The following is a 24,289-nucleotide window of genomic DNA, read 5'->3' on the forward strand; positions in this document are numbered from 1 at the left end:
GGGGCGTACGGGTCAGTGCGCGCCGTAGCCGGTGAGCGAGCGGACCTCCAGTTCGGCGTACTTCTTGGGGTCGGCGGCCTCGCGGGAGAGCAGCGAGCCCAGCCAGCCGAGCAGGAAGCCGAGCGGGATGGAGACCAGGCCGGGGTTGCCGAGCGGGAACCAGTCGAAGCTCATGCCGGGGAAGAGGGCCTTCTCGTTGCCGGAGACGACCGGCGAGAAGATCACCAGGGTGACGGAGCTGACGAGTCCGCCGTAGATCGACCACAGGGCGCCCTGGGTGGTGAAGCGCTTCCAGAACAGGCTGTAGAGGATCGTCGGCAGGTTGGCCGAGGCGGCGACGGCGAAGGCGAGGGCGACCAGGGCGGCGGCGTTCAGCCGGTGGGCGAAGATGCCCAGCGCGATGGAGATCCCGCCGATCACCACGGCCGCGATCTTGGCGGTGAGCAGCTCCTCCTTCTCGTCGGTGCGTCCCTTGCGGATCACATTGGCCCACAGGTCGTGGGCGAACGAGGCGGAGGAGGCGAGGGTGAGTCCCGCGACCACCGCGAGGATGGTGGCGAAGGCGACGGCCGAGATCACCGCGAGCAGGATGGCGCCGCCGGTGGAGCCGGCGCCTCCGCCGACCTCCTCGGCGAGCAGCGGCGCGGCGGTGTTGCCGGACTCGTTCGAGGCGACGATCGCCTTGGAACCGACCAGGGCGGCGGCGCCGAAGCCCAGCGCGATGGTCATCAGGTAGAACGCGCCGATGATGCCGATGGCCCAGTTCACCGATTTCCGGGCCGCCTTGGCGGTGGGCACGGTGTAGAAGCGGATCAGGATGTGCGGCAGGCCGGCCGTGCCCAGGACGAGCGCGATGCCCAGCGAGACGAAGTTGAGCTTGGACGTGCCGTCCTTGCCGTACTGGAGTCCGGGCTCCAGGAACGCCTTGCCCTTGCCGCTCTTGTCGGCCGCGGCGCCGAGCAGCTCGGAGAGGTTCCAGTGGAACTTGTTGAGCACGAGGATGGTGATCAGCAGGGTACCCGCGATGAGCAGGACCGCCTTGACGATCTGCACCCAGGTGGTGCCCTTCATCCCGCCGATCGTCACGTACAGCACCATCACCAGCCCGACCAGGGCGATGATCCAGCGCCGCGACCCCTCGCCGCTCGCGCCCAGCAGCAGGGCCACGAGGGCGCCCGCGCCGACCATCTGGGCCAGCAGGTAGAAGATCGAGACGACGATGGTGGAGGTGCCGGCGGCGGTGCGCACCGGCCGCTGGTTCAGCCGGTGGGCGAGGACGTCGGCCATGGTGAAGCGGCCGGAGTTGCGCAGCGGCTCGGCGACGAGCAGCAGGGCGACCAGCCAGGCGACGAGGAAGCCGATGGAGTACAGGAACCCGTCGTAGCCGAAGAGGGCGATGGCGCCGGCGATGCCGAGGAACGAGGCGGCGGACATGTAGTCGCCGGAGATGGCGAGGCCGTTCTGGAAGCCGGTGAAGGAGCGGCCGCCGGCGTAGAAGTCGTCGGTGCCCTTGGTCTGCCGGCCGGCCCAGACGGTGATGCCCAGGGTGATGGCGACGAAGACCGAGAACAGAGTGATGATCAGAGTGCGGTGCTCCCCGGCGCCGCCGGTGGCGGCGAGCACCTCGGTGGCGGTCGGGACGGCGGTCGGTGCGCCGGTCATTCGGCGGCCTCCATACGGGCCTTGAGGGCTTCCGCCTTGGGGTCGATACGGGCCGCGGCGTGCCGCGCGTACCACCAGGCGATGAGGAAGGTGGTGAGGAACTGGGCGAGTCCGAGGACGAGGGCGACGTTGACGTGCCCGGCCACGGTGGTGCCCATGAAGCCGCCGGCGTAGTTGGACAGCAGGACGTAGAGCAGGTACCAGCCGATGAAGGCGACGGTCAGCGGGAAGGCGAAGGACCGGTGCGCACGGCGCAGTTCGCCGAACTCGGCGCTGCCCTGGACGGCGGTGAAGCGGTCAGGCTGACCGGGGATCCCGGGGCGGGCGGGCGCGCCCTCCGGGTGTGCTGTGGTGGGTGGGGTCTCCGCGACCTCTTCTGAGTCCACGGCCTCTCCTGACGGTGGGGTTGGGGGGTGTGAGTGGTGTCCGATGCACGAGGGACTGTGATTCGGATCACGCATCGTAGAGGGACACCGCAGTATGCGACAGGGGGAGGACGATGCATGGCGCAGCGCGGCCGGTCGGCGCAATACCCGCCGCACGCCGCCTCGTTGACCTGGAGTGAGCACCGAGTCGCCGCCTCAGCCGCAGTCCCCCGGTCGACGACCGTTCGGAGTCATCAGGTTGACGTCCCCCATAGCGGCCGTCCCCGCTCCCCGGCCCGCCGCCCTCCCGACCGCGGGTCGCTGTCGCTGGTACGGGCCGCGGGTGCCGCTGCCGCTGCTGAGCATCGACGCCCTGCGCGGGGGCGGCGGCTGAGCGGCGCGCGCCCGTACGCCCTCGCGGCGGGTGGGCGCTTCCGCCCCCGCGCCCTTGCGGTGGCCGGGCTCTTCCCGCCCCCACGCCCCTTCGGCAGCCGGGCCCTTCCCGTCCCTACGCGCCTGCGGCGGCTGAGCCCTTCCCGCCCCCACGACCGTCCGGCGGCGTGGCCGGCGGGCGGCCGGCGAAGTGTCCCCGCCCGGGGCAGAGCGGACGGACTGTCCTGTTCCCCAGGCTTGTGGCGGGCATGCGCCGGTTTTTTCTTGGGGAATTCATTGCTCATCGCCCATGATCGGCGCTAGCTTCACTCGTCATGTACCCGTCCGGCACGCCTGGTGCCCGACGGCTCCCCGGATGATGTGGAGTTCCCATGGCTCATCTGCGCCCCAGACGCCGGCACGCCGCCCTCGCGTTCCCCGTCGGCCTGGCCCTCACCGCCTCGATCGGCTTCCTGCCGGGCACCGCCTCGGCCGCCGCGCCGGCCGCGAAGGCCCCGCAGGCCAAGGTGCGGGCGGACGGGCCGCTGCTGTCGTACGTGGTGAACACCGGAACCGCGCGGGCCACGCTCGACCAGGTGAAGAAGGCCGTCGGCAGCAACGGCGGCAGCATCGTGGAGTCGTACGACAAGATCGGCGTCATCGTCGTCCACTCCAAGAACCCCGACTTCGCCAAGACGCTGCGCACGGTGCCCGGCGTCGAGTCGGCCGGAGCCACCCGGACCGCCCCCATCACCCCGGCGGCCACCACGGACGTCGGCAAGCCCGAGAAGCTGAAGCTGTCGAAGGCCAACGCGCTGGCCGCGGCGAAGACCGCCAAGCCGGGCAAGGAGCCGCTGGAGAGCCTCCAGTGGGACATGGCCGCCATCAAGGCGGACAAGGCCGCGAAGATCAACCCGGGCAGCCGCAAGGTCACCGTCGGCGTCATCGACACGGGCGTCGACGACACCCACCCCGACCTGGCCCCGAACTTCTCCCGCGCCCAGTCGGCCAGCTGCGTCACCGGCAAGGCCGACACCAGCGCGGGTGCCTGGCGTCCGTACGACCCCAAGACGGACTACCACGGCACGCACGTCGCCGGCACCATAGCCGCGGCCCGCAACGGGATAGGCGTCACGGGCGTCGCCCCGAACACCAAGGTCGCCGCCATCAAGGTGAGCACCAAGGGCGGCAGCTTCTTCTACGCGGAGAGCGTGGTCTGCGCCTTCGTCTTCGCCGCCGACCACGGCATAGCGGTGACGAACAACAGCTACTACGTCGACCCGTGGATGTTCAACTGCGCGAACGACGCGGACCAGAAGGCGATAGCCGACGCGGTCGGCCGCGCCACCGCGTACGCCGACCGCAAGGGCGTCGTCAACGTGGCCTCCGCGGGCAACTCCAACTTCGACCTGGCCGCGAAGAAGATCACGGACAAGTCGAGCCCCAACGACACCAAGCCCGGTTCGCGTGACATCGACCCGTCCACCTGCCTGGACGTCCCGGCCCAGCTGCCCGGTGTCATCACCGTCTCCGCGACCGGCGTCAACTCGCTGAAGTCGTACTACTCCAACTACGGCCAGGGCGTCATCGACGTCGCGGCCCCCGGCGGCGACGTCCGCCAGGTGCCGGACGCCCCCGCCAAGGACGGCCGCATCCTGTCCACCATGCCGGGTGGCGACTACGCCTGGCTGCAGGGCACCTCGATGGCCGGTCCGCACGTGGCCGGTGTGGCGGCGCTGCTGAAGGCGACGCACCCGAAGTCCAACGCGGCCGAGATCCAGTGGATCCTCAAGGCCCAGGCGAAGAACCCGGGCTGCCCGGTCAACGCCCCCGCGGACGCTCCCTGCGTCGGCACCAAGAACATCAACAGCCACTACGGCTACGGCATCGTCGACGCCCTGGCGGCCGTGAAGAACTGACGCACGACGTCTGGTACGCGGAGGGGGTCCGGCCGGCGCCGGGCCCCCTCGGTGCTGTCGGCGGCGGCCTTCAGGACGCCCTCCGCCAGCAGGAACTGGGCGCCCAGGTAGGTCAGCATGATCCAGAACTGGGGTGCGGGCGGCTGCGGCCGCCCGGCGAGGCCGCTCGCGATGAGGCCGTCCGAGAGCAGGAAGAGCGCGCCGCCCGCCGCCGCCCGGCGTCCGGTCCGGACGGCGCCGAACGCCGTCGCCGTCAGCAGCAGACCGTAGAACGCGACGGGCGGCCGGAGTCCGGCGGGCAGGCCCGGCCACAGCAGGGCCGTCGTGCCGGCCCAGACGGCGGCGTAGCCGGCCGCGAGCCGGCGGCCCGCGCCCCGGTCTCCTTGCCGGCCTCCGTTCCGGTCCCCATGCCGGTCTCCGTGCCGGGCGAACAGGGCGAGATAGCAGGCGTGTCCGGCCGCGAAGGCGCCCATGCCCAGCAGGAACGGGAGTTCCCCGGTGGCCTGGAGCAGGGTGTCGCCGGCGCAGCCGAAGAGCAGGGCGAGGGCCAGCGTCCGGGGTCCGCCGCGGCGGAGGACGTACTCGGCGAGCAGCGGCATCAGCACCGGTTTGGTGGCGCGGGCGACGGGCTCGGCGCCGCCGGCGAGCGCGCCCAGGTGGACGCCCGCGGCGGCGGCGAAGGCGAGCGGCGGCCTGCGCGAAGACCGGGAACTCCGGCGAAAGGCCCTCATCCGACGCTCTCCGGTGCCGCGGCCTTCTCGGCTGGGGTACGGAGCCTCGGCGCCGCCGGCGGGCGCGGCTGCCAGCCCGGGCCGCGGAAGATCCGCCCGGCCCGTTCCCGCCAGCTCCGGGCCGCGCGGAGGTCGCGGGCGATGGCGGCGTACTCGTGGGTGGCGACCCGGAGCGGGTTGTAGGTACTGATGTTCTTCGTCAGCCCGTAGACCGGCCGTTCGGCCTCGGCGACGAAGGAGCCGAAGAGGCGGTCCCAGACGATCAGGATCCCGCCGAAGTTGCGGTCCAGGTAGCCGCCTTGCGAGGCGTGGTGGACGCGGTGGTGGGACGGGGTGTTGAGGACGTACTCGAACGGCCGGGGCAGCCTGCCGATCCGCTCGGTGTGCACCCAGAACTGGTAGACGAGGTTGACCCCGGAGCAGAACGCGACCGCCGCCGGGTGCACGCCGGCGGCGACCATCGGGACGTAGAACGGCCAGACCGTCCAGGTCGTCCACGGCTGGCGGAGCGCGGTGGTGAGGTTGAACTTGCGGCTGGAGTGGTGCACCACGTGGCACGCCCACAGGATTCTGACGACGTGGTGCCCGCGGTGCGACCAGTAGTAGAAGAAGTCCTGGGCGAGCAGCATCAGAGGCAGCGTCCACCAGAGGATGGGGACGCGCAGCGGCGTGAGCGCGTAGATCGCGCTGTAGATCGCCACGATCGGGATCTTCCAGAGCGCGTCGAAGACGACGCTGCCCACGCCCATGCCGATGCTGGTCGCCGCGTCCTTGGTCTCGTACCCCTCGGCCTCCTCGTCCGGATGGATCCGGTAGCTCACCACTTCGATCGCGGTGAGCACGGCGAAGGCGGGGACCGACCACAACACGACATCCGGAAGGTGCGGCATGACGGCACCATAAGCACCCCTACGGGCCTGCCGCTAGGGGTTGTTACCGTCGGGTACCGATCGCGCGTTACCGGGGGTTCGGAGAGGCGGGAGCGGGTGCGCGGCCGGGAAGCGGGGTACGGCCGCGGGGTGGCCGGCCCGGGGGCCGGGATCCGTTGTCAGTGGGGGCCCGTAAGCTCTGGGACCATGCTCGAAGACCGCACCGCAGCCGCATCGCCCGCCTCGTGGCCGGCCGCGTATCCCGACGGATACGCGGTCGTCGACGTGGAGACCACCGGTCTCGCCCGGGACGACCGCATAGTGTCGGCCGCCGTGTACCAACTGGACGCCAGAGGCCGGGTGGAGGACACCTGGTACACGCTGGTGAATCCGCGGCGCGATCCCGGTCCGGTCTGGATCCACGGGCTCACCTCCGAAGTCCTCGCGAGCGCGCCGCTGTTCGAGGACGTCGCGGAGGAGTTCGCGCGACGGCTGGAGGGGCGGGTGCTGGTCGCACACAACGCGGCCTTCGACTGGTCCATGATCGCCCGGGAGTACGCCCGGGCCCGGGCCGAGGCGCCGGTGCGCCAGCGGCTGTGCACGATCGCGCTCTCCAAGGAGCTGCGGCTGCCGCTGCCCAACCACAAGCTGGAGTCGCTGGCCGCGCACTACGGGGTGGTCCAGCGGCAGGCGCACCACGCGCTCGACGACGCGCGGGTGCTGGCCGAGGCGTTCCGGCCGAGTCTGCACCTGGCGGCCGAGGCGGGGCTGCGGCTGCCGCTGCTGGCCTGCCAGCCGCTGACGGAGTGGTCGGACGGGCCCGCGGCCGTCCGCTCGGCGACGGTCGGCTACCAGCCGGACCGGCGGCACGGCGGGGGGCCGGCGAGCTGGCGGCCCAGCCGGCGGCGGCCCGCCTGCCCGCACCCCAACCCGGGGCGGTACGAACCGGGCAAACAGCTCATCCAGGGCATGCGGGTGGCGTTCTCCGGCGACACCTCCATCGACCGCGAGCTGCTGGAGGACCGCGCGACGGAGGCCGGGCTGCACGTGGCGACGAGCCTGTCCCGGCTCACCAGCCTGCTGGTCACCAACGATCCGGACGCCCCCACCTCCAAGTCGGTCAAGGCGCGCCAGTTCGGGACGCCCGTGGTGGACGAGGCCGCCTTCGTCCAGCTGCTCTCGCACGTCGTCCCGGCGGACGCGGCCTCCGGCGCGCGGCGGCCCGGCACCCCGTGACCGGATGGGCGGAGCCACCAGGTACCGTCACATAGGTGTACCGCTTCCTGCTGACCCGGCAGTGGGTGATCCTCACGCTCGTGGGGCTCGTCCTCATCCCGGTGATGATCGAATTGGGCTTCTGGCAGCTCCATCGCCATGAGCAACGGGTGGCGCGCAACAACCGCATCGAACGCAGCCTCACCCGCCCGCCCGTGCCCGTCACGGAGCTCACCGCACCCGGGCGCGAGGTCCCCGGCGACAATGTCTGGCGCCGGGGCACCGCCCGGGGGCGGTACGACGTCAAGGGCGAGGTGGTGGCGCGGCTCCGCACCGACAACTCCGGCAAGTCCGGATATATGGTCATCACGCCCTTCGTGCTGGAGGACGGCAAGGCGATCCTGGTCAACCGCGGCTGGGTGCCGGCCGACGCCGGCCAGCGCGCGTTCCCCCAGGTGCCCGCGCCGCCGTCCGGCACGATCGACCTGGTCGGCCGCCTGCGGGCGGACGAGGACCCGGGCAGCGGCATCCGCGACACCAAGGGGCTGCCGCCCCGGATGATCATGATCATCAACAGTCAGCGGCAGGGCCAGCAGTTGCACCGCCCCATGCTGGGCGGCTACCTGGAGCTCATCTCCCCCGCCCCCGACGGTCAGCCGCAGACGATCGACGACCCCGATCACAGCAGCATCGGCAACCACATGGCGTACACCGTGCAGTGGTGGCTGTTCTCGGCGTTCGTGCCGGTCGGCTGGGTCATCCTGGTCCGGCGGGAGCGCCGCGACCAGGCGGCGGCGGCCGCGGCCGCGGCGAAGGACGCGGCGGGCCCAGGGGACCCCGCGAAGCCGGACCCCGCGAAGCCGGGCTCCGCGAAGCCGGACCCCGCGGAACCCGAACCCCGGCCCGACCCCCAGCCCAAGGCCGGCGCCGGCGCCACCTCGGCGGCCCCTCCCGCCTCGGACTGACCCCCGCCTCCCCCTGACAACCCGTCCCCCGCCCGGCACACTGGCCGCATGGATCTTGGACTCAGGGACCGGGTGTACGTACTCACCGGCGCGACCCGCGGGCTGGGCCTCGCCACCGCCCGCCGGCTGGTGGCCGACGGAGCCCGCGTGGTGCTCTCCGGCCGGGACGCGGCGACGGCGGAGGCCGCCGCCGCGGAACTCGGCGCCGGCGCGGTCGGGATGGCCGCCGACAACGCGGACCCGGCCGCGGCCGGGCGGCTGATCGCCACCGCGCGCGAGTGCTTCGGCCGCTTCGACGGCATCCTCGTCAGCGTCGGCGGCCCGCCGGCGGGCCGGTTCGCCGACAACGACGACGACCAGTGGCGGGCGGCCTTCGAGTCCGTCTTCCTCGGCGCCGTACGGCTCGCCCGGACCGCCGCCGCCGAACTGTCCGAGGGCGGGGTGATCGGCTTCGTCCTCTCCTCCTCCGTCCACGAGCCCATCACCGGCCTCACCGTCTCCAACGGCCTCCGGCCGGGCCTGGCCGGCTTCGCCAAGTCCCTCGCGACGGAGCTCGGCCCGCGCGGCATCCGCGTCGTCGGCCTGCTGCCCGGCCGCATCGACACCGACCGGGTGCGCGAGCTCGACGGCCTCACCGACGACCCCGATGCGACCAGGGCCGCCCGCGCGGAGGCGATCCCGCTCCGCCGCTACGGCACCCCGGAGGAGTTCGGCACGGTCGCGGCCTTCGTCCTGTCCCCCGCCGCCTCCTACCTCACGGGCGTCATGATCCCGATCGACGGCGGGGCACGGCACGGCTTCTGACCCGGCGGCGGGACACGGCACTGGCACCCGCCCGGCGGCCGGAAGGGCCGCGGCCGGGCCGGGCGAGTGGGCGCCCTGGCCGGCAGGGCGGCGGCGGCAGGCAGGCGACCGCCGCACTGCCCCCGGGCGCTAGCCCACCCGCTCCGCCCGGTGCCGTACCGCGCGCAGGCGGACCTTCGCCCGCAGCCGGGGCAGGCCCGTGGACATGCGGGCGTGGTGCAGGGCCTCCGTGTCCAGACGGCGCAGGGCCGTCGCCGGGGCCGCGTGGGGGGCCAGGGTGAGGGTGATCCGGGCCTCCGGCCCGCCGTGGCGGCGGGTGAGGACGACGTGGGCGTGGTCGACGCCGTCGAGCGCGCCCGCCTCCGCCGTCAGCGCCTCCTCCAGCGCCCGGCCGCGCAGCCGGGCCACCTCGCCGTCGCCGCAGTCGACGACGATCTCGCGCAGCCGGCGCCGGCGCAGCTGGGCGAGCAGCCACCACAGGGCCAGCAGCACCAGGACGGCGAGGACGCCGACCACCACGGCCCACCACCAGTCGCGCCCGCGCCACCGGCGCCGGTCGGCGTCGGTGAGCAGCACGTCGTCCGGGCCGGTGAAGGGCCAGGCGGACGGCAGCGAGAAGTCCCAGTGCACGGGCAGGTCCAGGGCGCCGACGAGCACGGCGGCGCCGAGGGCCACGAGCAGGATCCCGGTCAGGCCCAGCAGCACCCGGTTGACGGTCCTCAGCACCGTACGCTCACCGCCTCGCCGGACGCCGTACCCGGACCGAGAGAACGGGACGCCGGGCGAGGCCCAACTCCCGCAACCCGTCGGCCAGTACGCCGTCCACGTCGTTACGGACCTCGTCCAGGTCCCGGAAGTGCGCCTGGGCGCGGGCCCGGACGGCGATCCGGCCGACCTCGACGCGGACGGACTGCACGCCCGGCACCTCCATCACCCGGTCCCTGAGCACCAGCGCCGCCGCCCTGCGGTCGAGCCCCGCGCGGAGGTCGGGGGTCTCGCGGCGCATCGGCAGCACGGCCCGCCGCCCGGGCGTGACCGCCAGGACGAGCAGCCAGATCCCGGCCAGCACGGCGAGCACGGCGCCGGTCACGATCCAGCCGTCGTCGAGGGGCCGGTGGGCGAGTTCGCGGGCGAGCCGGCGGCGCCAGCCCATCGCCGGGTGACCCGCGCGGACGGCGGCCACGTCATAGAGGAAGAGCCCCGCCAGGGCCAGGACGGCGAGGGCGATCAGGGCGGCGGGCAGCCGGCGGGCAGACCAGAAGCGGCCGGCGCGGCCGACGTCCAGCCGCTCCGTCCCCTCAGGGGGCTCGGGAGGCTCGGGCGGTCCCACCGGGTCCGGCGCGGAAGGCGGCGTGGGGTCGCTCATCGGACCCGCTCCACCGCGCCGCGCTCCATGTGCGGCGAGTGCAGCCGCTCCACCGTGACCACGACCTCCGGCACCTCCATGCCCGCCAGCGTCCGTACCCGCTCGGCGATCCGCCGCCGGACCGCGCGGCAGTGCGCCCCGATGTCCGCCGGATACCCGAGCTCGACCGAGACGCGGACCCGTGCCGTCTCCTCGTGGACGGTCACGGAAGCGAACGGGGGCGTGTGTCGGGCGTCCGCGCTCCCGCCCGCCCCCGTACCCCCGCCGGGCCCGCCCGGCTCCCCGGCGAGCGCCTCCCGTGCGGCCTGTGACGCGATCTTCGCGACGACGCGGTCGGCGATCCGGGTCGCCCCGCGTGCGGCCGGTTCCACGGCCCGCCCTCCCGGCACCGCCTACCTCCGCCGGCCGTCGTGTTCGCGGTCGCGGTCGCGCGGCCGGAAGAAGTCGCCGGGCTCCAGGTCTCCCTCCAGGAACCGGCCCACGACGAACCCGACGGCGCCCAGCGCCGCCACCAGCAGGAAAGCGCCGAAACCGCCGAAGTACCCGGCGAATCCCAGTGCCATGCCGACGATCAAGCCGACCACGGCCATGCTCATCGTGCGCTCCTCAACGAGTCGGACGGGCGGGCCGGCCCGGGGACCGGCCGCTGTGCCTCACTGGATCCTGGGCGCCGCCGGCTCCTCCTCTTCCTCGTCCGGCAGCTTCACATCGCTCACGGCGATGTTCACCTCGACGACCTCCAGGCCGGTCATCCGCTCGACCGCGGAGATCACGTTCTCCCGCACGGCGCGGGCCACATCGGCGATGGCGACGCCGTAGTCGACGACGATCTCCAGGTCGAGCGCGGTCTGCACCTCGCCGACCTCGGCCTTCACCCCGCGCGTGACGGACTTGCCGCCGCCGGGGACCCGGTCGCGGACCGCGCCGAACGTCCTGGCCAGCCCGCCGCCCATCGCGTGCACGCCGACCACGTCGCGGGCGGCCATTCCGGCGATCTTCTCGACGACGCCGTCGGCGATGGTGGTACGGCCCCGGTCGGCGGGGGCCACGAACTCCTTGGCGCCGCCCTCGCGGCCTTCCGCGATGTCGGTCATGGTCGTTCGCCTCGCTTCCGAAGGAGTGTTCCCGGGGACGGGAAAGGGAGAGGAAAACGTCACTGGTCCTGTTGACACCATAGGCCTTGCCGGGGGGAGTTTCGCGGCGTGTGCGGCATCCCGGGCGCACTTCCCGTCGCCACCCGGCGTTCCGCGCCGTCCGGCGCGCCGGGCGGCGCGGAATGCGGCAGTCTGGTGCCCTCCGGGGACGGATGGCAGCGGCGGGACGACGGCGGCGGGACGACAGGGATGACCGTGGACACGCAGACCGGGCCGGACCGGCCGGACGGCTGGGACCGGCAGGACGGGCAGGACGGGCGGGACGGTGACGGGTCCGACGCGCTCGCCCGCGCCGTCCGCCGGCAGCTCGGACTCGGCGCGCTGCTGCCCCTGGGGGACCCGGCCGACGGCGCCTGGATCACCGAGGAGGCGGTGGCCGGCGTGCTGCGCCGGGCGGCGCGCGGAGTGGCGGGCGCCCGGCTCGGCACCCTCCGTGTCACGACGGCCGGAGGCGCGCCCGGTGCCGTACCGCCATCCGGGTTCCCCGCTCCGCCCGGCGCCCTCCCGCCGGGCCCGCTGCGCTGCGCCGCGGACCTGACGACGGCGCTCGTGCCCGGCGCCGTCCCCCACGAGTTCGCGCACGGCGTCCCGCACGAGCCGCTGTACGAGACGGCCGACCGGCTGCGCGCCGCGCTGTGGGCGGTGTCCGAGGAACGGCTGGGGCTGGAGTGGGCGGCGATCGACCTGAGGGTGACGGACGTTCTTCACGACCTGCCGCCGGAAGGGGAAGGGGCACCCGAACCGCAGGGAGACACCCCGCCCCCCGGCCCCGGGCCCGCCGACCCCGTACGGGCCGCCGCCCTCGCCGTCCCCGGCGTGGCCCGCGAACACGCCGTGCTCGGCGGGGGCCGCGCCCCCGCCGCCCGGGTGCAGATCGCCATCGCCGGCGGACACCGGGCGGCCGACGTGGCGCGCGCGGTGCGCGGCGCGCTGGGCCCCGCGCCGGTCGCCGTCGTCGTCACGGCCGTCGACCCGACGGACGCGGGCGCCGAGGGCCGCCGGGCGCACCGGCGGGCGGTGGATCCGAAGGCCGTACGGCCGGGGTCACCGGGCGGGCCGGGGCGCGGGGGCACCCCCTAGAATCCCGCCCGTCGACTTCGAGGGGGACGAAGCGCGCCATGACGTACACGGGTCCACGCCGTCCGAGACCGCCCTGGCCACCACCTCACGTGCCGCCCACGCCATCGCCGCCGCGGCCGCCCCGCCGGCGCCGCACCGGGGCCCGTAGCGGCTGCATCGGGGGTGTGTTCGGTTCCGCCCGCCGCAGAGCGCGGGCCGTCTTCGCCGCCCCCGGGCCGGGCCGGGTCGAGGATCCGCTGGTCACCCGGGTGCAGTCGGTGCGCGCGCTGCTCGGCGCGCTGGCGACGTTCGGCCTGATCTCGGTCTACGGGGTCGACGGCGGCTGGTCGGCGGTGTTCAACGACGGGGTGAGCAAGCTGTTCCTGGCCCCGGCGGTGCTCATCGTGCTCGGCCCGGTCGTCATCGCCTGCTTCATCTGGTACGCCCCGCGGCGCCACCGCCCGCTGCTGCGGTCCCGGCTGCGGTACCCGCTGAAGGCGGTCGGCTGGTACGTGGGCGCGGTCCTCGCCCTGGTCGGCTGCGTGGTCGGGGTCTCCTACCTCAACGGCACCGGGGCGCTGGGCCCGGCGTCCGGTCTGCTGGCGCTGGTCACGGGGCCGTTGGCGCTGTGGCTGATCCTGTTCCTCGCCTTCGCCTCCGGCTCGGCCGCCCGGTACGCGTTCAACACGGCCGATGTGCACGCCGCCCTGCCCGCCGTCCTCACGGTGGTCCTGGTGTGGGCGCTGGCCCTGCTCTCGCTGGGCGACGGGCTGCCGAACGGGCCGACGGCGATACGCGTCGCCGCGTTCCTCGGCGGCCCGGTCTCCGTGACGGCCGTGGCCCTGTGGGAGCTGTGGTTCCTGAGAAAGCGGTACGGCGTACGGATACGCGGCTGACCGTGCCGGCCGACGCGCGCGTACGTCCCGTCCGACCGGAACCGCCGCGCCCGGCCGACGGAACAGGGCGCGCGGACGGCCGTCGTCGGGGCGGGCCGGACGAGCGGGACACGAGGGGCGAGAGGCGGGAAGCGAGGGGCGGAGCGCCCACCGCACGGCGGCGAGCCCCGGCCGCCGCGCGCCATCGCCGGCGGCCCCGCCACGCCGGCACCCGGCCCCGCCGCCCTCGCCGTCACCGCACGGCCGGTGCCACTCCCCCGCTACTCCCCCAGCCCCGCCAGGTCCCTCAGCCGCCGCCCCTGGGCGGCGCGTTCGGCGGTGCGCTGGTCGTCGTAGGTGCGGCCGGCCGCGTCGCGGAGCAGGGCCTTGGTCTCGACGACCGCGTCGCGCGGGGCCGCCAGCAGGGCCGCGGCGAGGTCGGCCACCGCCCCGTCGAGCTGTGCGCCCGGGACGACGAGGTTGGCCAGGCCGATGTGCTCGGCCTCGTCGGCGTGGACGAAGCGGCCCGTCGCGCAGATCTCCAGCGCGCGGGCGTAACCGACCAGCGCGACGAGCGGCCGGGTGCCGGCCAGGTCGGGCACCAGGCCGAGGCTGGTCTCGCGCATGGCGAACTGGGCGTCCTCCGCGCAGACGCGCAGGTCGCAGGCGAGGGCCAGCTGGAAGCCCGCGCCGATGGCGTGGCCCTGGACGGCGGCTATGGAGACGATGTCGTTCCGGCGCCACCAGGTGAACGCCTCCTGGTAGCGGGAGATCTCCGCGTCCAGGTCGGCGTCCGTGCCGCGTGCCAGGTCGAGGAACGACGGCTCGCCGTCGAAGCCCTCGGGGGTGAAGGCCTGCCGGTCGAGGCCCGCGGAGAAGGACTTGCCCTCGCCCCGGAGCACCACGACCCGCACACTGCCCGGCAGCAGCCGCCCGGCCTCGGTGAGGGCCCGCCACAGGGCGGGCGACTGGGCGTTGCGCTTGTCGGGATTGGTCAGGGTGACGGTGGCCACCGCGTCGTCCACGGTGAGCCGGACGCCATCCTGGTCGAGCAGGGCCTGCGGGGCGGTCATGGGAGCCTCCGGTATCGGCATGCAGTCGGCAGTAAGTGACTGCACAGTAACCACCCGGCCGGTCGAACGGCCGACCGGGTGGCACTGCCCATGCTTTCGATGCCCGACAGGTGCGCGGTGTCAGACCGAGGCGGCCTTCTTGCCGCGCGTCGCACCGCCGCGACCCCGCAGGATCACGCCGGATTCGCTGAGCATCCGGTGGACAAAGCCGTAGGAGCGGCCGGTCTCTTCGGCCAGCGCCCTGATGCTCGCACCGGAGTCGTACTTCTTCTTCAGGTCTGCCGCGAGCTTTTCGCGCGCGGCGCCGGTCACCCGGCTGCCCTTCTTCAGAGTCTCGGCCACCCGTGCCTCCTCATGGGAGATGCGCCTCTTGTCTCTCATGATCACCCCTTGCCGGGATCCTGGCCACCCATTCGGCAAGGTCGATGACAGAAGGTTTCCGCGATCCGGGCCGCCGAAGCCGGGCGGAACAGGCGATTCCGGCTCCCCCGGCCCGTACACCCGTCCGGGTGGCGGAAGAAAGCGGCAGGTCAGGGCGGGGCCGGGGAGCACGGGGGCGAAAGGCACCCGGTGCCGCTTCCGGTGCGTGCGCCGGAGCGTTCCACCACACCGGGGGATGAGCCGCCCTCACTCAGATGAAGGATCACGCATCGGCCGAATGATCGGTACGGCACCGATCGACGGTGATCGCCGGCGGCGATCGGCCGCCGGCCGGGACGGCTCGGGCGGGCCGGCGGGCCCGGGTGAGGGCGGCCGGACCCGCGGACCGGAACCGACGAGGGGCGGCCGGATCAGGCCAGGGCCACCAGATCCGCGTAGTCCGGACCCCACAGGTCCTCGACGCCGTCCGGCAGCAGGATGATGCGCTCCGGTTCGAGTGCGTCGACGGCGCCCTCGTCGTGCGTCACCAGGACCACCGCGCCCTTGTAGGTGCGCAGCGCGCCCAGGATCTCCTCGCGGCTGGCGGGGTCGAGGTTGTTGGTGGGCTCGTCCAGGAGGAGGACGTTGGCGGAGGAGACGACCAGGGTGGCCAGGGCCAGCCGGGTCTTCTCGCCGCCGGAGAGGACGCCGGCGGGCTTGTCGACGTCGTCACCGGAGAACAGGAACGAGCCGAGCACCTTGCGGACCTCGACCAGGTCGAGGTCGGGCGCGGAGGAGCGCATGTTCTCCAGGACCGTGCGGTCCGGGTCCAGCGTCTCGTGCTCCTGGGCGTAGTAGCCGAGCTTGAGGCCGTGGCCCGGGGTGACCTGGCCGGTGTCGGGCTTCTCGGTGCCCGCCAGCAGGCGCAGCAGCGTGGTCTTGCCGGCGCCGTTGAGGCCGAGGATGACGACGCGGGAGCCGCGGTCGATGGCCAGGTCGACGTCGGTGAAGATCTCCAGCGAGCCGTAGGACTTGGACAGGCCCTCCGCCATCAGCGGCGTCTTGCCGCACGGCGACGGGTCGGGGAAGCGCAGCTTGGCGACCTTGTCGGAGACCCGCTCGGCCTCCAGGCCGGCGAGCAGCTTCTCGGCGCGGCGGGCCATGTTCTGCGCGGCGACGGTCTTGGTGGCCTTGGCGCGCATCTTGTCGGCCTGCGAGTTGAGGGCGGCGGCCTTCTTCTCGGCGTTCTGCCGCTCGCGCTTGCGGCGCTTCTCGTCGGCCTCACGCTGCTGCTGGTAGAGCTTCCAGCCCATGTTGTAGACGTCGATCTGGGAGCGGTTGGCGTCCAGGTAGAACACCTTGTTGACGACCGTCTCGACGAGGTCGACGTCGTGGGAGATCACCACGAAGCCGCCGCGGTAGGTCTTGAGGTAGTCGCGCAGCCAGGCGATGGAGTCGGCGTCGAGGTGGTTGGTCGGCTCGTCGAGGAGCAGGGTGTCGGCGTCCGAGAAGAGGATCCGGGCCAGCTCGACGCGGCGGCGCTGACCGCCGGAGAGGGTGTGCAGCGGCTGGCCGAGGATGCGGTCCGGCAGGCCGAGGCTGGCGGCGATGGTCGCGGCCTCGGCCTCGGCGGCGTACCCGCCCTTGGTCAGGAACTCCGTCTCCAGCCGCTCGTACTTCTTCATGGCCTTCTCGCGGGTCGCGCCCTTGCCGTTGGCCATGCGGTCCTCGTTCTCGCGCATCTTGCGGAGGACGCTGTCCAGGCCGCGCGCGGAGAGGATGCGGTCGCGGGCCAGGTCGTCGAGGTCGCCGGTGCGCGGGTCCTGCGGGAGGTAGCCGACCTCGCCGGAGCGGCTGATGGTGCCCGCCGCGGGGATGCCCTCGCCGGCCAGGCACTTGGTGAGGGTGGTCTTGCCCGCGCCGTTGCGGCCCACCAGGCCGATGCGGTCGCCCTTGGCGATACGGAAGCTGGCGGACTCGATGAGGACGCGTGCGCCGGCGCGCAGCTCGATGCCGGAGGCGGTGATCACGGGACTACTCCTGGGCGGGTGGGACGGCGGTCGAGGGGGACACCTCCCGGTGCCGCGCGGGCCGGGGAGGGGGCGAACACTGCCGCGCGGGCGGCTGCGCCGTCTAATGCACGAGGAGAGAAGCCATGGGGAAGATTCTAACGGGGGCGGGCAAGCGGGTTTCCCGGGCGGGCGGTGGGCGACGGGGGCGGGCCGGGGCCGGAAGCGGACGGTCCGGGGCGCGTGGAGCGCGGCGTCGCGCTGGTCGCACGGCCCGCGCGCCGGTAGCGGGCGCCCGCCCGTCTCCGCGGCGCCGCCGCCCCGGTCCCCACCGTTTCGTCCGTCACACTCCGGGCAGCCCCTCCTGCGGGGGTCGGCGGGCTCTCACAGGCTCCCAGAAGGGCGCATAGCGGGTGATTACCGGATACTCGGGGTGATGGTCCCCGGGTGGAGAGGCGGTCGTGCATGCAGTTCGACGACGACGCGGATCTCGACACCTCGCAGGTGCAGGACGAGCGGGGCAGCCGGATCCCCGGCGGCGGGCTGACCGTCGGCGGCGGGGTCGTGGGGGTGCTCGCCCTGCTCGCCGGCCTGTTCTTCGGCATCGGCCCGCAGGAGCTGGGCCTGTCCTCGGGCGAGCCGGGCACCTCGTCGTCCGCGAGCACGGACGCACAAGTGAAGCAGGAGTGCCACAAGGGGCGGGACGCCAACACCCGTGAGGACTGCCGGATCGTCGGCGTCGTCAACAGCGCCCAGTCGTTCTGGAGCCAGGAGTTCGCCCGCCGCTCCACCGCCTACAGCCAGGCGCAGACGAAGCTGTTCACCGGGCGGACGAACACCGCCTGCGGGGCCGCGACCTCGGCCGTCGGCCCGTTCTACTGCCCCGGCGACCACAAGGTCTACCTGGACCTTGACTTCTTCAAGGAGCTCACGAGCAAGTTCGGCGCCCGCGGCGGGCCGTTCGCCGAGGCGTACGTCGTCGCCCACGAGTACGGGCACCACATCCAGAACCTCACCGGCACGCTCGCCCGCTCCCAGGACCGCCGGACCGGCGCCGGCAGCAACGCGGTCAAGGTCGAGCTCCAGGCCGACTGCTACGCCGGCGTCTGGGCCCACCACGCGGCCACCACGCCCGAGCGGTCGACCGGGAAGCCGCTGCTCAAGCCGCTGACGCAGACGGACGTCCAGGACGGCCTCTCGGCCGCGGCGGCGGTCGGCGACGACCGCATCCAGGAGAAGTTCCAGGGCCGGGTCACTCCGGAGAGCTGGACGCACGGTTCGGCGGAGCAGCGGCAGCAGTGGTTCACCACCGGGTACCGGACGGGGAACGTGGCCGCCTGCGACACGTTCCGGTAGCCGCTCCGGTAGCCGGTGTCCCGCACAAGCGAGGAGTCAGCGCCATGTCGGACCTCACCCACACCATCCGCCCCACCGTCACCCCGGCCCTCCTCTACCGGGACGCCAAGGCGGCCCTCGCCCAGCTCACCACCGCCTTCGGCTTCGTCCGGTCCGCCCTCTACGAGAGCGAGGACGGGACCGTGCTGCACGCGGAGCTCGTCCACGGCAACGGCATGGTGATGATCGGCTCCGCCGGGCGGGGCGGGCCCTTCGCCGACGCCATGGCCGACGCGGGGCCCGCCGGGGTCTACGTCGTGGTCGAGGACGTGGACGCGCACTGCGAGCGGGCTCGGCGGCAAGGGGCCGAGATTCTGGCTCCGCCGGCGGATCAGGTGTACGGGGCGCGGGATTATCTGGCGCGGGATCTGGAGGGGAACCTCTGGACGTTCGGGACGTATGCGCCGTCGGGGCCGGAGGTTGCCGGCTGACGCCGGGGGGGGGTTGCCCCTGGCCCGCCCTTTCACCGTTTCCCGGGGAGGGCCCCGGCCCCCCTGAAACCGCGCTCCGCGCGGTTGTCCTCAATCGCCGGACGGGCTGAGTGCGGCGCCCGGGCGCACTATCCAGCCCGTCCGGCGATTGAGGACGAGCGGCGAAGCCGCGAAAGCGGGGGTCTGGGGGCGCAGCCCCCAGGAAACGGCGAAGGGGCGGGACCGGGGCACCAGCCCGCCGCAGGCGCCCTCACCCCCCGCGATGCACCTGGAACGCCGCCCGGCGAACCGCCTTCGCCAGAGCCGGATCCGGGTGGGCGGCGGCCAGAGCCACCAGCACCTGGACGGTGCGGGGGTGCCCCACCGCCCGTACCTCCGCCAACAGCGCCGGCACAGTCCCCTGCACCGCGGACTCCAGATGCCGCACCAGCAGCCGGCTCTCGCCGTGGTCGGCGACGGCCGCCGCCGTGTCCACCCACAGCCAGGTGGCCTCCTCCCGGGTGAGGACCTCGGCGGCCTCCTCCGCGTCGTGCCCCTCCTGCTCGGCGAGCCACAGCAGGGCGTAGGGGCGCAGCATGGTCTCGTCGACGACGGCCCGCACGGCGGGTTCCGCGGGGGCGCCGACGGCTCGCAGGGCCTCGAAGGCGAGGCCGCGGACCAGGGCGTCGTCGCCCCGGGCCGCCTCCAGGAGTTCGGCGACGGCGCTGCGCACCGGCCGGGCGGCGAGCCAGGCGCGGTACTCGGCGCGGGCCGGGCCGGGGCTGAGGTCGGCGCAGCCGCGGAGCATGGCCTCGGCGGAGAGTTCGATGTTGCCGGCGGGGCTCTGGGCGGCGACGCAGATCTGTTCGAGCTTGACCCACACGGCCCAGTTGCCGAGCGGGGTGAGCACGGCCTCGGCCTCCGGCCCGGTCCCACCGCGCACCACGAGCGCGCCGACCGACGCGAGCCCGTCGAGCGCCCAGGCGAGCAGGTCGGTCAGCGGTCCGGCGTCCTCGCAGCCCCCGGCGCGGGGGGCGGGGACGGACGCCCGGGCCGGGACGGGTTCGGGGCCGTCGTACGGGATCTCGCAGCGCTCGGCGCGGATCTCCGCGACGCGCTGCCGGAGCAGGTCGAGCAGCATGGCGACGGACACGGGCCCGGCCGACAGGTGCATGACGGACAGCAGTTGCGGGGCCGCCTCGACGACCTCGGCGGCCACGGTCGGGTCGGTGCCGGCCGGCTCGGGGTGGGCGAGCGACCAGGCGTCGAACAGGGCGACCCAGCCGCGCAGCACGGCGCTGTCGTCACGGTCCCAGGCGGTCAGCCGCCATCCGGCGCGGGCGCTGCCGCCGTGCAGTTCGAGCAGTCCGGCGAGCCGGGCCCGGTCCCAGTCGGCCTGCACCTGGCGGGGCGTCAGGTCCAGGGCGGCGGCGGCCCGCTCGGCGGTCGCCGTCCCGAGGACGCCGGCTTCGGCGGTCGCCGCGTCGTGGTCGGGGCCGGGTCCGGCCCCCCGGGCGTACTCGGCCGCCGCCCAGCGGGCCAGGCGGACGGCGCCGGTCAGTCCGGCTCTCGCCTGCCGGGCGAGTTCCGGACGGCCCGGGATGCCGGCGGGCGGCCGGGGTGCCGGACGGGAGCCTCGGTCGGCCACCGCCTTGCGGGCGGCGGCGATCGGCTGCCGGGGTACGAGTCTGAGCCGGGAGTCGCGCGGAGTACGGGACGTCACAGGTGCAGTCTTGCCGTTCACGCTCCGAAAACCCAATCGGAATCAACCATGCAGTCACCCATGCCCCCTGGTGGCGACCGGTGACCGCCTACACAAGGGGCGTCAGGAACCGCCTCAGGGACTCCTCGTAACCCTTCCGGTCCGCGTTCCACAGGGCCGCGTGGCCGGCGTCGCGGACGGTGCGCAAAGTGACCAGATCCGGACGGTGCGCGGCCAGGTCCCGGGAGCGCGTCCAGGGCGCGAAGGCGTCGTCCGGGCTGTGCAGGAGGAGGACGGGCACGGTCAGCCGGGCGGGGTCGGCGGCGGCCCGGAGCCTGCCCTGGTCCAGTCCGGCCCGGACGCGGGCGGCGTGCACCGCGAGCGGGCGCAGGGCGGCGGGGAGCCGGCGCGCGGCGAGGGCGTGCAGCGCGGCGTCCCAGTCGAGCACCGGCGAGTCCAGGACGAGCCCGCCGATGTGCGGCCGGACCTTCGGGTCGGCGGCGGCGAGGAGGGCCGCGGTGGCACCGGTGGACCAGCCGTGCAGCACCACGTGCCGGGCCCCGCGCCGGACGGCCTCCTCGACGGCGGTGACGACGTCGCGCCACTCGGCGGCGCCGAGCCGGTCGAGACCGTCGGCGGGCCGGGGGGCTCCGGGGTCGCCCCGGTGGGCGGGGACGAGCGCGGGGAGCCGCGACCGGTGCCAGAACGGCAGCAGGGCCGCGGGGTGTTCGCGGGTGGCACCGAGCCCGTGCGCGGTGACGACGTGGGTGTCGCGGGCGCCGGGCAGGAACCAGGCGGGCAGGGGGCCGGTCTCGCCGGCGAGCTCGGCGTCTTCGAGGTCTCCGGGAGCGAAACCGAGTGCTTCGCGCGGATCGCCCTGGTGGACCTGCGGGGTGAGCCGGACCCCGAGGCCGGGCCGGAGGTCCCCTTGGGTGATCCGTTCGAGCCGGCGGACGACGCGGTCGTGCGCGTGCGAGACGTCGGCGACCGGCGGCCCGACGACGGCACGCACCCCCCGGCCGGTGAGCCCGTAGGTGCCGGGGCGGCAGGAGGCGGGGGTGCGGTCCAGGGTGACGGTGGCGTCGCCGACGTCCCGTACGGTGAGCCGGGGCTCACCCGGCAGGGGCCGGTCCGGGCCGCTTCTCAGCAGGCCGTCACCCGCGTAACGCCCCACGGCCAGGGCGGCCGCCCCGGCACCGATCATGGTCGCCGCTGTCATCGCCGTCGTCCGGACCAGATGCATCCTTCCAGTGTCCGCACGGGGGTGCGACGAGGCCAGTCGGCGTGGACGGGCGGGCGGGTGATCGCGGAGTTCAGTCGCCCTGTCCCTGTCCGTACCCCCGCAGCTTCTCCCCCGCCTCCGCGAGCTGCCCGGCGTCGAGCAGCGTCGGGGTCCGCCCCGGCACCGCGGAGGCCGCGAGCCATACGCGGCACATCCACTCCAGCTGGGCGGTGCGGTCGTACGCCTGGTCCAGGCTCGTCCCGTGGGCGAGGGTGCCGTGGTTGCGCAGGAGGCAGCCGGTGCGGCCGTGCAGGGCGGTGAGCGTGTGGCGGGCGAGCTCGTCGCTGCCGTAGAGGGCGTAAGGGGCGACCCGTACGGGTCCGCCGAGGGCCGCGGTCATGTAGTGGACCGGCGGCAGCTCCGTCACCAGGGTGGAGACGGCGGTGGCGTGGGCGGCGTGCGTATGGACGATGGCCGTCGCGTCGGTGGCCCGGTAGACGGCGAGGTGGAGGGGGAGCTCGCTGGTGGGCGCGAGGCCGCCGGGCGCGAGCAGGCGGCCGTCGAGGCCGACGGCGACGACGTCCTCCGGCCGGAGCCGGTCGTACGGCACCCCGCTGGGCGTGACGAGGACCACGTCGCCGACCCGGGCGGACACGTTCCCCGAGGTGCCCACGACCAGGCCGTCCGCGACCGTCCTCCGGGCCGTGGCCAGCACTTCCGCCCTGATCCGGGAGATCGTCCCGTCATCCGTCCGGTCCGTCATCGATGGCCCCCTCCGGTTCGCGTCACCATGGATCCCGCCCCAGTTCACCTTCCGTTCACCCACAGTCCCTACGGTCGCGGCGTACTGACCACCGGACTGATTGCCTGGGTGAATGGAACACATCACGCTTCTCATCGGGATCGTGATCGTCACGGCCTTGGTGTTCGACTTTACGAACGGCTTCCACGACACGGCCAACGCGATGGCCACCACCATTTCCACCGGGGCACTCAAGCCCAAGGCAGCGGTGGCGATGTCGGCGGTGCTCAACCTCGTCGGCGCGTTCCTCTCCGTGGAGGTCGCCAAGACGATCTCCGGAGGCATCATCGACGAGGCCGCCGGAATCCGCCCAGAGGTGATCTTCGCCGGCCTGGTCGGCGCCATCGTCTGGAACCTGCTGACCTGGCTGGCCGGTCTGCCCTCCAGCTCCTCGCACGCCCTCTTCGGCGGCCTGATCGGCGCGACCGTCGCCTCCGTCGGCTTCGACGCGGTCAACGGCGACAAGGTCGTCATGAAGGTCCTCATCCCGGCGGTGGCCGCCCCGATCGTGGCCGGCGTCTCCGCCTGGGCCGCGACCAAGCTCACCTACCGCCTGGCGCGCGACCGCGACGAGGCCGACACCGCCAAGGGCTACCGCGCCGGCCAGATCGCCTCCGCCGCCCTCGTCTCGCTGGCGCACGGCACCAACGACGCGCAGAAGACCATGGGCGTGATCACGCTCGCGCTGGTCACCGGCGGCGTCGTCGCCCCGCACTCCGACCCGCCGCTGTGGGTCGTCGTCTCGGCGGGCCTGGCCATCGCGCTCGGCACCTACCTCGGCGGCTGGCGCATCATCCAGACGCTCGGCAAGGGCCTCACCGACATCCGCCCGGCGCAGGGCTTCGCCGCCCAGACCGGTGCCGCGACCGTCATCCTCGCCTCCTCGCACATCGGCTTCGCGCTCTCCACCACGCAGGTCTGCTCCGGCTCGATCATGGGCGCCGGCCTGGGCCGCAAGGGCGGCGTCGTCCGCTGGTCGACCGCCGGCCGCATGGTCGTCGCCTGGTGCCTCACGCTGCCGGCGGCCGGTGTGGTCGCGGCGGGTGCGGCGCTCCTCGCCGACCAGGGGAACTGGGGCGTGGCCGCGGTGGCCGTGCTCGGTCTGGCGGTCAGCGGGGCGATCTGGATGGTGTCGCGGCGCAAGCCGGTGACGCCGGACGACGCGGCCGCCTCGCCTTCTCCGGCCGCCGCCGAGCCGATCGGCGTCGTCACCGCCGCCCTCCAGGCCGTCGCCCCGCCGCCGGCGGGTCCGGTGGCCGCCGCCCCGACCATCACCCCCGAGCCCGTCCCGGCGCCCGCCGTGGCCGCGACCAGCTGAGGAATCCGCCATGCACATCGACTGGGCAGCTCTGGGTCAGGTCTTCGGCGTCAGTCTCGTGATGACCGTGGGGCTGGTGGGAGCCTTCACCCTCGGGATCGTGGGGACGTCGCCGTCGCGGGACGGGAAGTCCGCGTCCGCGGGGATGCGGACCGGCGCTTACGCGGCGTTCGCGCTGTGCGCGGCGGCTGTCGGGTACGGGATATACCTGATCGTCGCGTGAGGGTGCCCCGCCCCCGCCCTTTCTCCCCCAGCTACCGCTGGGAGGTGCCCCCAGTTTCTTGCGGGGGCAGGCCCCCGCACCCCCGAAACCGCGCTCCGCGCGGTCGTCCTCAACCGCCGGACGGGCTGATCAGTCAGCCCGTCCGGCGTTTGAGGACCCGGGGTCCGGGGCGGAGCCCCGGAAGAAACTGGGGGCACCTCCCAGCGGTAGAAAGGGCGGGTCAGGGGCCACCCACCGCGAGTTGACGCCCGCTCGCGGGCCGTGGTGGACTGCCGAGGCCAAACGGCGACAACAGAGGAAGCCGGTGCGAATCCGGCGCGGTCCCGCCACTGTCACCGAACGACGCCCGCGCAGCGGCAAAGCGTCCGTCCGGGAGCCAGGAGACTCTGGGTCACCGGTCACGTCGAACCAGGGCGCGG

The 24,289-nt window shown here is 74.0% G+C and carries 26 protein-coding genes and 1 riboswitch; of the genes, 11 read left to right on the forward strand and 15 right to left on the reverse strand.

Going from position 1 to position 24,289, the window contains the following annotated elements:
* Positions 1 to 12: 12 nt before the first annotated feature.
* Entirely contained in the window at positions 13 to 1,662 is a 1,650-nt protein-coding gene (locus ACH4PU_RS20435; RefSeq protein ID WP_398273620.1) for a cation acetate symporter, read from the reverse strand.
* Entirely contained in the window at positions 1,659 to 2,048 is a 390-nt protein-coding gene (locus ACH4PU_RS20440; RefSeq protein WP_398273623.1) for a DUF485 domain-containing protein, read from the reverse strand. The genes ACH4PU_RS20435 and ACH4PU_RS20440 overlap by 4 nt, the downstream gene beginning before the upstream one ends.
* Positions 2,049 to 2,286: 238 nt before the next feature.
* Here ACH4PU_RS20440 and ACH4PU_RS20445 point away from each other — a divergent pair, with 238 nt between their 5' ends.
* Together ACH4PU_RS20445 and ACH4PU_RS20450 are read left to right on the forward strand one after the other, a co-directional pair.
* Positions 2,287 to 2,421 (forward strand): hypothetical protein, encoded by a 135-nt coding sequence (locus ACH4PU_RS20445; RefSeq protein ID WP_260630448.1) that lies wholly within the window; start codon positions 2,287 to 2,289, stop codon positions 2,419 to 2,421.
* Between the two features lie 370 nt (positions 2,422 to 2,791).
* On the forward strand, positions 2,792 to 4,318 hold the full coding sequence (locus ACH4PU_RS20450; RefSeq protein WP_398273627.1) for a S8 family peptidase: 1,527 nt from the start codon (positions 2,792 to 2,794) through the stop codon (positions 4,316 to 4,318).
* Here the strand turns inward: ACH4PU_RS20450 and ACH4PU_RS20455 are convergent.
* Together ACH4PU_RS20455 and ACH4PU_RS20460 are read right to left on the reverse strand one after the other, a co-directional pair.
* Complete coding sequence (locus ACH4PU_RS20455) at positions 4,279 to 5,049, reverse strand: lysoplasmalogenase (RefSeq protein ID WP_398273630.1); 771 nt, start codon at positions 5,047 to 5,049, stop codon at positions 4,279 to 4,281. The genes ACH4PU_RS20450 and ACH4PU_RS20455 overlap by 40 nt on opposite strands.
* Positions 5,046 to 5,939, reverse strand: coding sequence for a sterol desaturase family protein (locus ACH4PU_RS20460; protein ID WP_398273633.1), 894 nt, complete (start codon positions 5,937 to 5,939; stop codon positions 5,046 to 5,048). The genes ACH4PU_RS20455 and ACH4PU_RS20460 overlap by 4 nt, the downstream gene beginning before the upstream one ends.
* 186 nt (positions 5,940 to 6,125) lie before the next feature.
* On the opposite strand from ACH4PU_RS20460, the gene ACH4PU_RS20465 reads away from it, so the two are divergent.
* From ACH4PU_RS20465 to ACH4PU_RS20475, 3 genes are read left to right on the forward strand one after another with little or no spacing between them, the layout of a single operon-like run.
* Entirely contained in the window at positions 6,126 to 7,154 is a 1,029-nt protein-coding gene (locus ACH4PU_RS20465; RefSeq protein ID WP_398273636.1) for a DEDDh family exonuclease, read from the forward strand.
* Positions 7,155 to 7,189: 35 nt separating this feature from the next.
* Positions 7,190 to 8,098: an SURF1 family cytochrome oxidase biogenesis protein gene (locus ACH4PU_RS20470; RefSeq protein WP_398273639.1), complete on the forward strand. Its 909-nt coding sequence runs from the start codon at positions 7,190 to 7,192 to the stop codon at positions 8,096 to 8,098.
* A 48-nt stretch (positions 8,099 to 8,146) separates the two neighbouring features.
* Positions 8,147 to 8,902 (forward strand): SDR family oxidoreductase, encoded by a 756-nt coding sequence (locus ACH4PU_RS20475; RefSeq protein WP_398273642.1) that lies wholly within the window; start codon positions 8,147 to 8,149, stop codon positions 8,900 to 8,902.
* Positions 8,903 to 9,031: 129 nt separating this feature from the next.
* On the opposite strand, the gene amaP is transcribed toward ACH4PU_RS20475, so the two are convergent.
* From amaP to ACH4PU_RS20500, 5 genes are read right to left on the reverse strand one after another with little or no spacing between them, the layout of a single operon-like run.
* Positions 9,032 to 9,628: an alkaline shock response membrane anchor protein AmaP gene (amaP, locus tag ACH4PU_RS20480; protein WP_398273645.1), complete on the reverse strand. Its 597-nt coding sequence runs from the start codon at positions 9,626 to 9,628 to the stop codon at positions 9,032 to 9,034.
* Positions 9,629 to 9,635: 7 nt separating this feature from the next.
* On the reverse strand, positions 9,636 to 10,268 hold the full coding sequence (locus tag ACH4PU_RS20485) for a DUF6286 domain-containing protein (RefSeq protein WP_398273648.1): 633 nt from the start codon (positions 10,266 to 10,268) through the stop codon (positions 9,636 to 9,638).
* Positions 10,265 to 10,639, reverse strand: a complete 375-nt coding sequence (locus ACH4PU_RS20490; RefSeq protein ID WP_398273651.1) for an Asp23/Gls24 family envelope stress response protein — start codon at positions 10,637 to 10,639, stop codon at positions 10,265 to 10,267. Before ACH4PU_RS20490 ends, ACH4PU_RS20485 begins: the two co-directional genes overlap by 4 nt.
* 21 nt (positions 10,640 to 10,660) lie before the next feature.
* Positions 10,661 to 10,864, reverse strand: coding sequence for a hypothetical protein (locus ACH4PU_RS20495; RefSeq protein ID WP_171171412.1), 204 nt, complete (start codon positions 10,862 to 10,864; stop codon positions 10,661 to 10,663).
* Between the two features lie 57 nt (positions 10,865 to 10,921).
* Positions 10,922 to 11,362: an Asp23/Gls24 family envelope stress response protein gene (locus ACH4PU_RS20500; RefSeq protein ID WP_398273655.1), complete on the reverse strand. Its 441-nt coding sequence runs from the start codon at positions 11,360 to 11,362 to the stop codon at positions 10,922 to 10,924.
* Between the two features lie 255 nt (positions 11,363 to 11,617).
* On the opposite strand from ACH4PU_RS20500, the gene ACH4PU_RS20505 reads away from it, so the two are divergent.
* Entirely contained in the window at positions 11,618 to 12,502 is an 885-nt protein-coding gene (locus ACH4PU_RS20505) for a nucleopolyhedrovirus P10 family protein (RefSeq protein ID WP_398273658.1), read from the forward strand.
* 164 nt (positions 12,503 to 12,666) lie between these two features.
* Positions 12,667 to 13,377 (forward strand): hypothetical protein, encoded by a 711-nt coding sequence (locus tag ACH4PU_RS20510; RefSeq protein WP_398273661.1) that lies wholly within the window; start codon positions 12,667 to 12,669, stop codon positions 13,375 to 13,377.
* A 260-nt stretch (positions 13,378 to 13,637) separates the two neighbouring features.
* Here the strand turns inward: ACH4PU_RS20510 and ACH4PU_RS20515 are convergent, their stop codons facing one another.
* From ACH4PU_RS20515 to ACH4PU_RS20525, 3 genes are all read right to left on the reverse strand, one after another.
* The gene (locus tag ACH4PU_RS20515; RefSeq protein WP_398273664.1) at positions 13,638 to 14,429 is read right to left on the reverse strand and encodes an enoyl-CoA hydratase/isomerase family protein; all 792 of its coding nucleotides are present in this window, start codon (positions 14,427 to 14,429) and stop codon (positions 13,638 to 13,640) included.
* Positions 14,430 to 14,549: 120 nt separating this feature from the next.
* Positions 14,550 to 14,771: a helix-turn-helix domain-containing protein gene (locus ACH4PU_RS20520; protein ID WP_004955677.1), complete on the reverse strand. Its 222-nt coding sequence runs from the start codon at positions 14,769 to 14,771 to the stop codon at positions 14,550 to 14,552.
* 449 nt (positions 14,772 to 15,220) lie between these two features.
* Complete coding sequence (locus ACH4PU_RS20525; RefSeq protein ID WP_185945825.1) at positions 15,221 to 16,819, reverse strand: ABC-F family ATP-binding cassette domain-containing protein; 1,599 nt, start codon at positions 16,817 to 16,819, stop codon at positions 15,221 to 15,223.
* Between the two features lie 444 nt (positions 16,820 to 17,263).
* Here ACH4PU_RS20525 and ACH4PU_RS20530 point away from each other — a divergent pair, with 444 nt between their 5' ends.
* Both ACH4PU_RS20530 and ACH4PU_RS20535 read left to right on the forward strand, forming a co-directional pair.
* Positions 17,264 to 18,154: a neutral zinc metallopeptidase gene (locus tag ACH4PU_RS20530; protein ID WP_398273669.1), complete on the forward strand. Its 891-nt coding sequence runs from the start codon at positions 17,264 to 17,266 to the stop codon at positions 18,152 to 18,154.
* Positions 18,155 to 18,198: 44 nt separating this feature from the next.
* On the forward strand, positions 18,199 to 18,624 hold the full coding sequence (locus ACH4PU_RS20535; RefSeq protein WP_398273671.1) for a VOC family protein: 426 nt from the start codon (positions 18,199 to 18,201) through the stop codon (positions 18,622 to 18,624).
* Positions 18,625 to 18,874: 250 nt separating this feature from the next.
* Here ACH4PU_RS20535 and ACH4PU_RS20540 read toward each other — a convergent pair whose 3' ends face one another.
* The 3 genes from ACH4PU_RS20540 to ACH4PU_RS20550 form a co-directional block, all read right to left on the reverse strand.
* Positions 18,875 to 20,326 (reverse strand): hypothetical protein, encoded by a 1,452-nt coding sequence (locus ACH4PU_RS20540; RefSeq protein WP_398273675.1) that lies wholly within the window; start codon positions 20,324 to 20,326, stop codon positions 18,875 to 18,877.
* Positions 20,327 to 20,414: 88 nt separating this feature from the next.
* Positions 20,415 to 21,548 (reverse strand): alpha/beta hydrolase, encoded by a 1,134-nt coding sequence (locus ACH4PU_RS20545; protein ID WP_398273678.1) that lies wholly within the window; start codon positions 21,546 to 21,548, stop codon positions 20,415 to 20,417.
* A gap of 70 nt (positions 21,549 to 21,618) precedes the next feature.
* Positions 21,619 to 22,290, reverse strand: coding sequence for a class II aldolase/adducin family protein (locus tag ACH4PU_RS20550; protein ID WP_398273681.1), 672 nt, complete (start codon positions 22,288 to 22,290; stop codon positions 21,619 to 21,621).
* 112 nt (positions 22,291 to 22,402) lie between these two features.
* Between ACH4PU_RS20550 and ACH4PU_RS20555 the strand changes: the two genes are divergently transcribed.
* Complete coding sequence (locus tag ACH4PU_RS20555; protein WP_398273684.1) at positions 22,403 to 23,647, forward strand: anion permease; 1,245 nt, start codon at positions 22,403 to 22,405, stop codon at positions 23,645 to 23,647.
* Positions 23,648 to 23,657: 10 nt separating this feature from the next.
* The gene (locus tag ACH4PU_RS20560; RefSeq protein WP_398273687.1) at positions 23,658 to 23,870 is read left to right on the forward strand and encodes a hypothetical protein; all 213 of its coding nucleotides are present in this window, start codon (positions 23,658 to 23,660) and stop codon (positions 23,868 to 23,870) included.
* A gap of 293 nt (positions 23,871 to 24,163) precedes the next feature.
* Positions 24,164 to 24,257: riboswitch (cobalamin riboswitch) on the forward strand.
* The last annotated feature ends 32 nt before the right edge of the window (positions 24,258 to 24,289 follow it).

The sequence above is a fragment of the Streptomyces sp. NPDC021100 genome (assembly GCF_044333095.1).
In the GTDB taxonomy this organism is placed as follows: Bacteria; Actinomycetota; Actinomycetes; order Streptomycetales; family Streptomycetaceae; genus Streptomyces.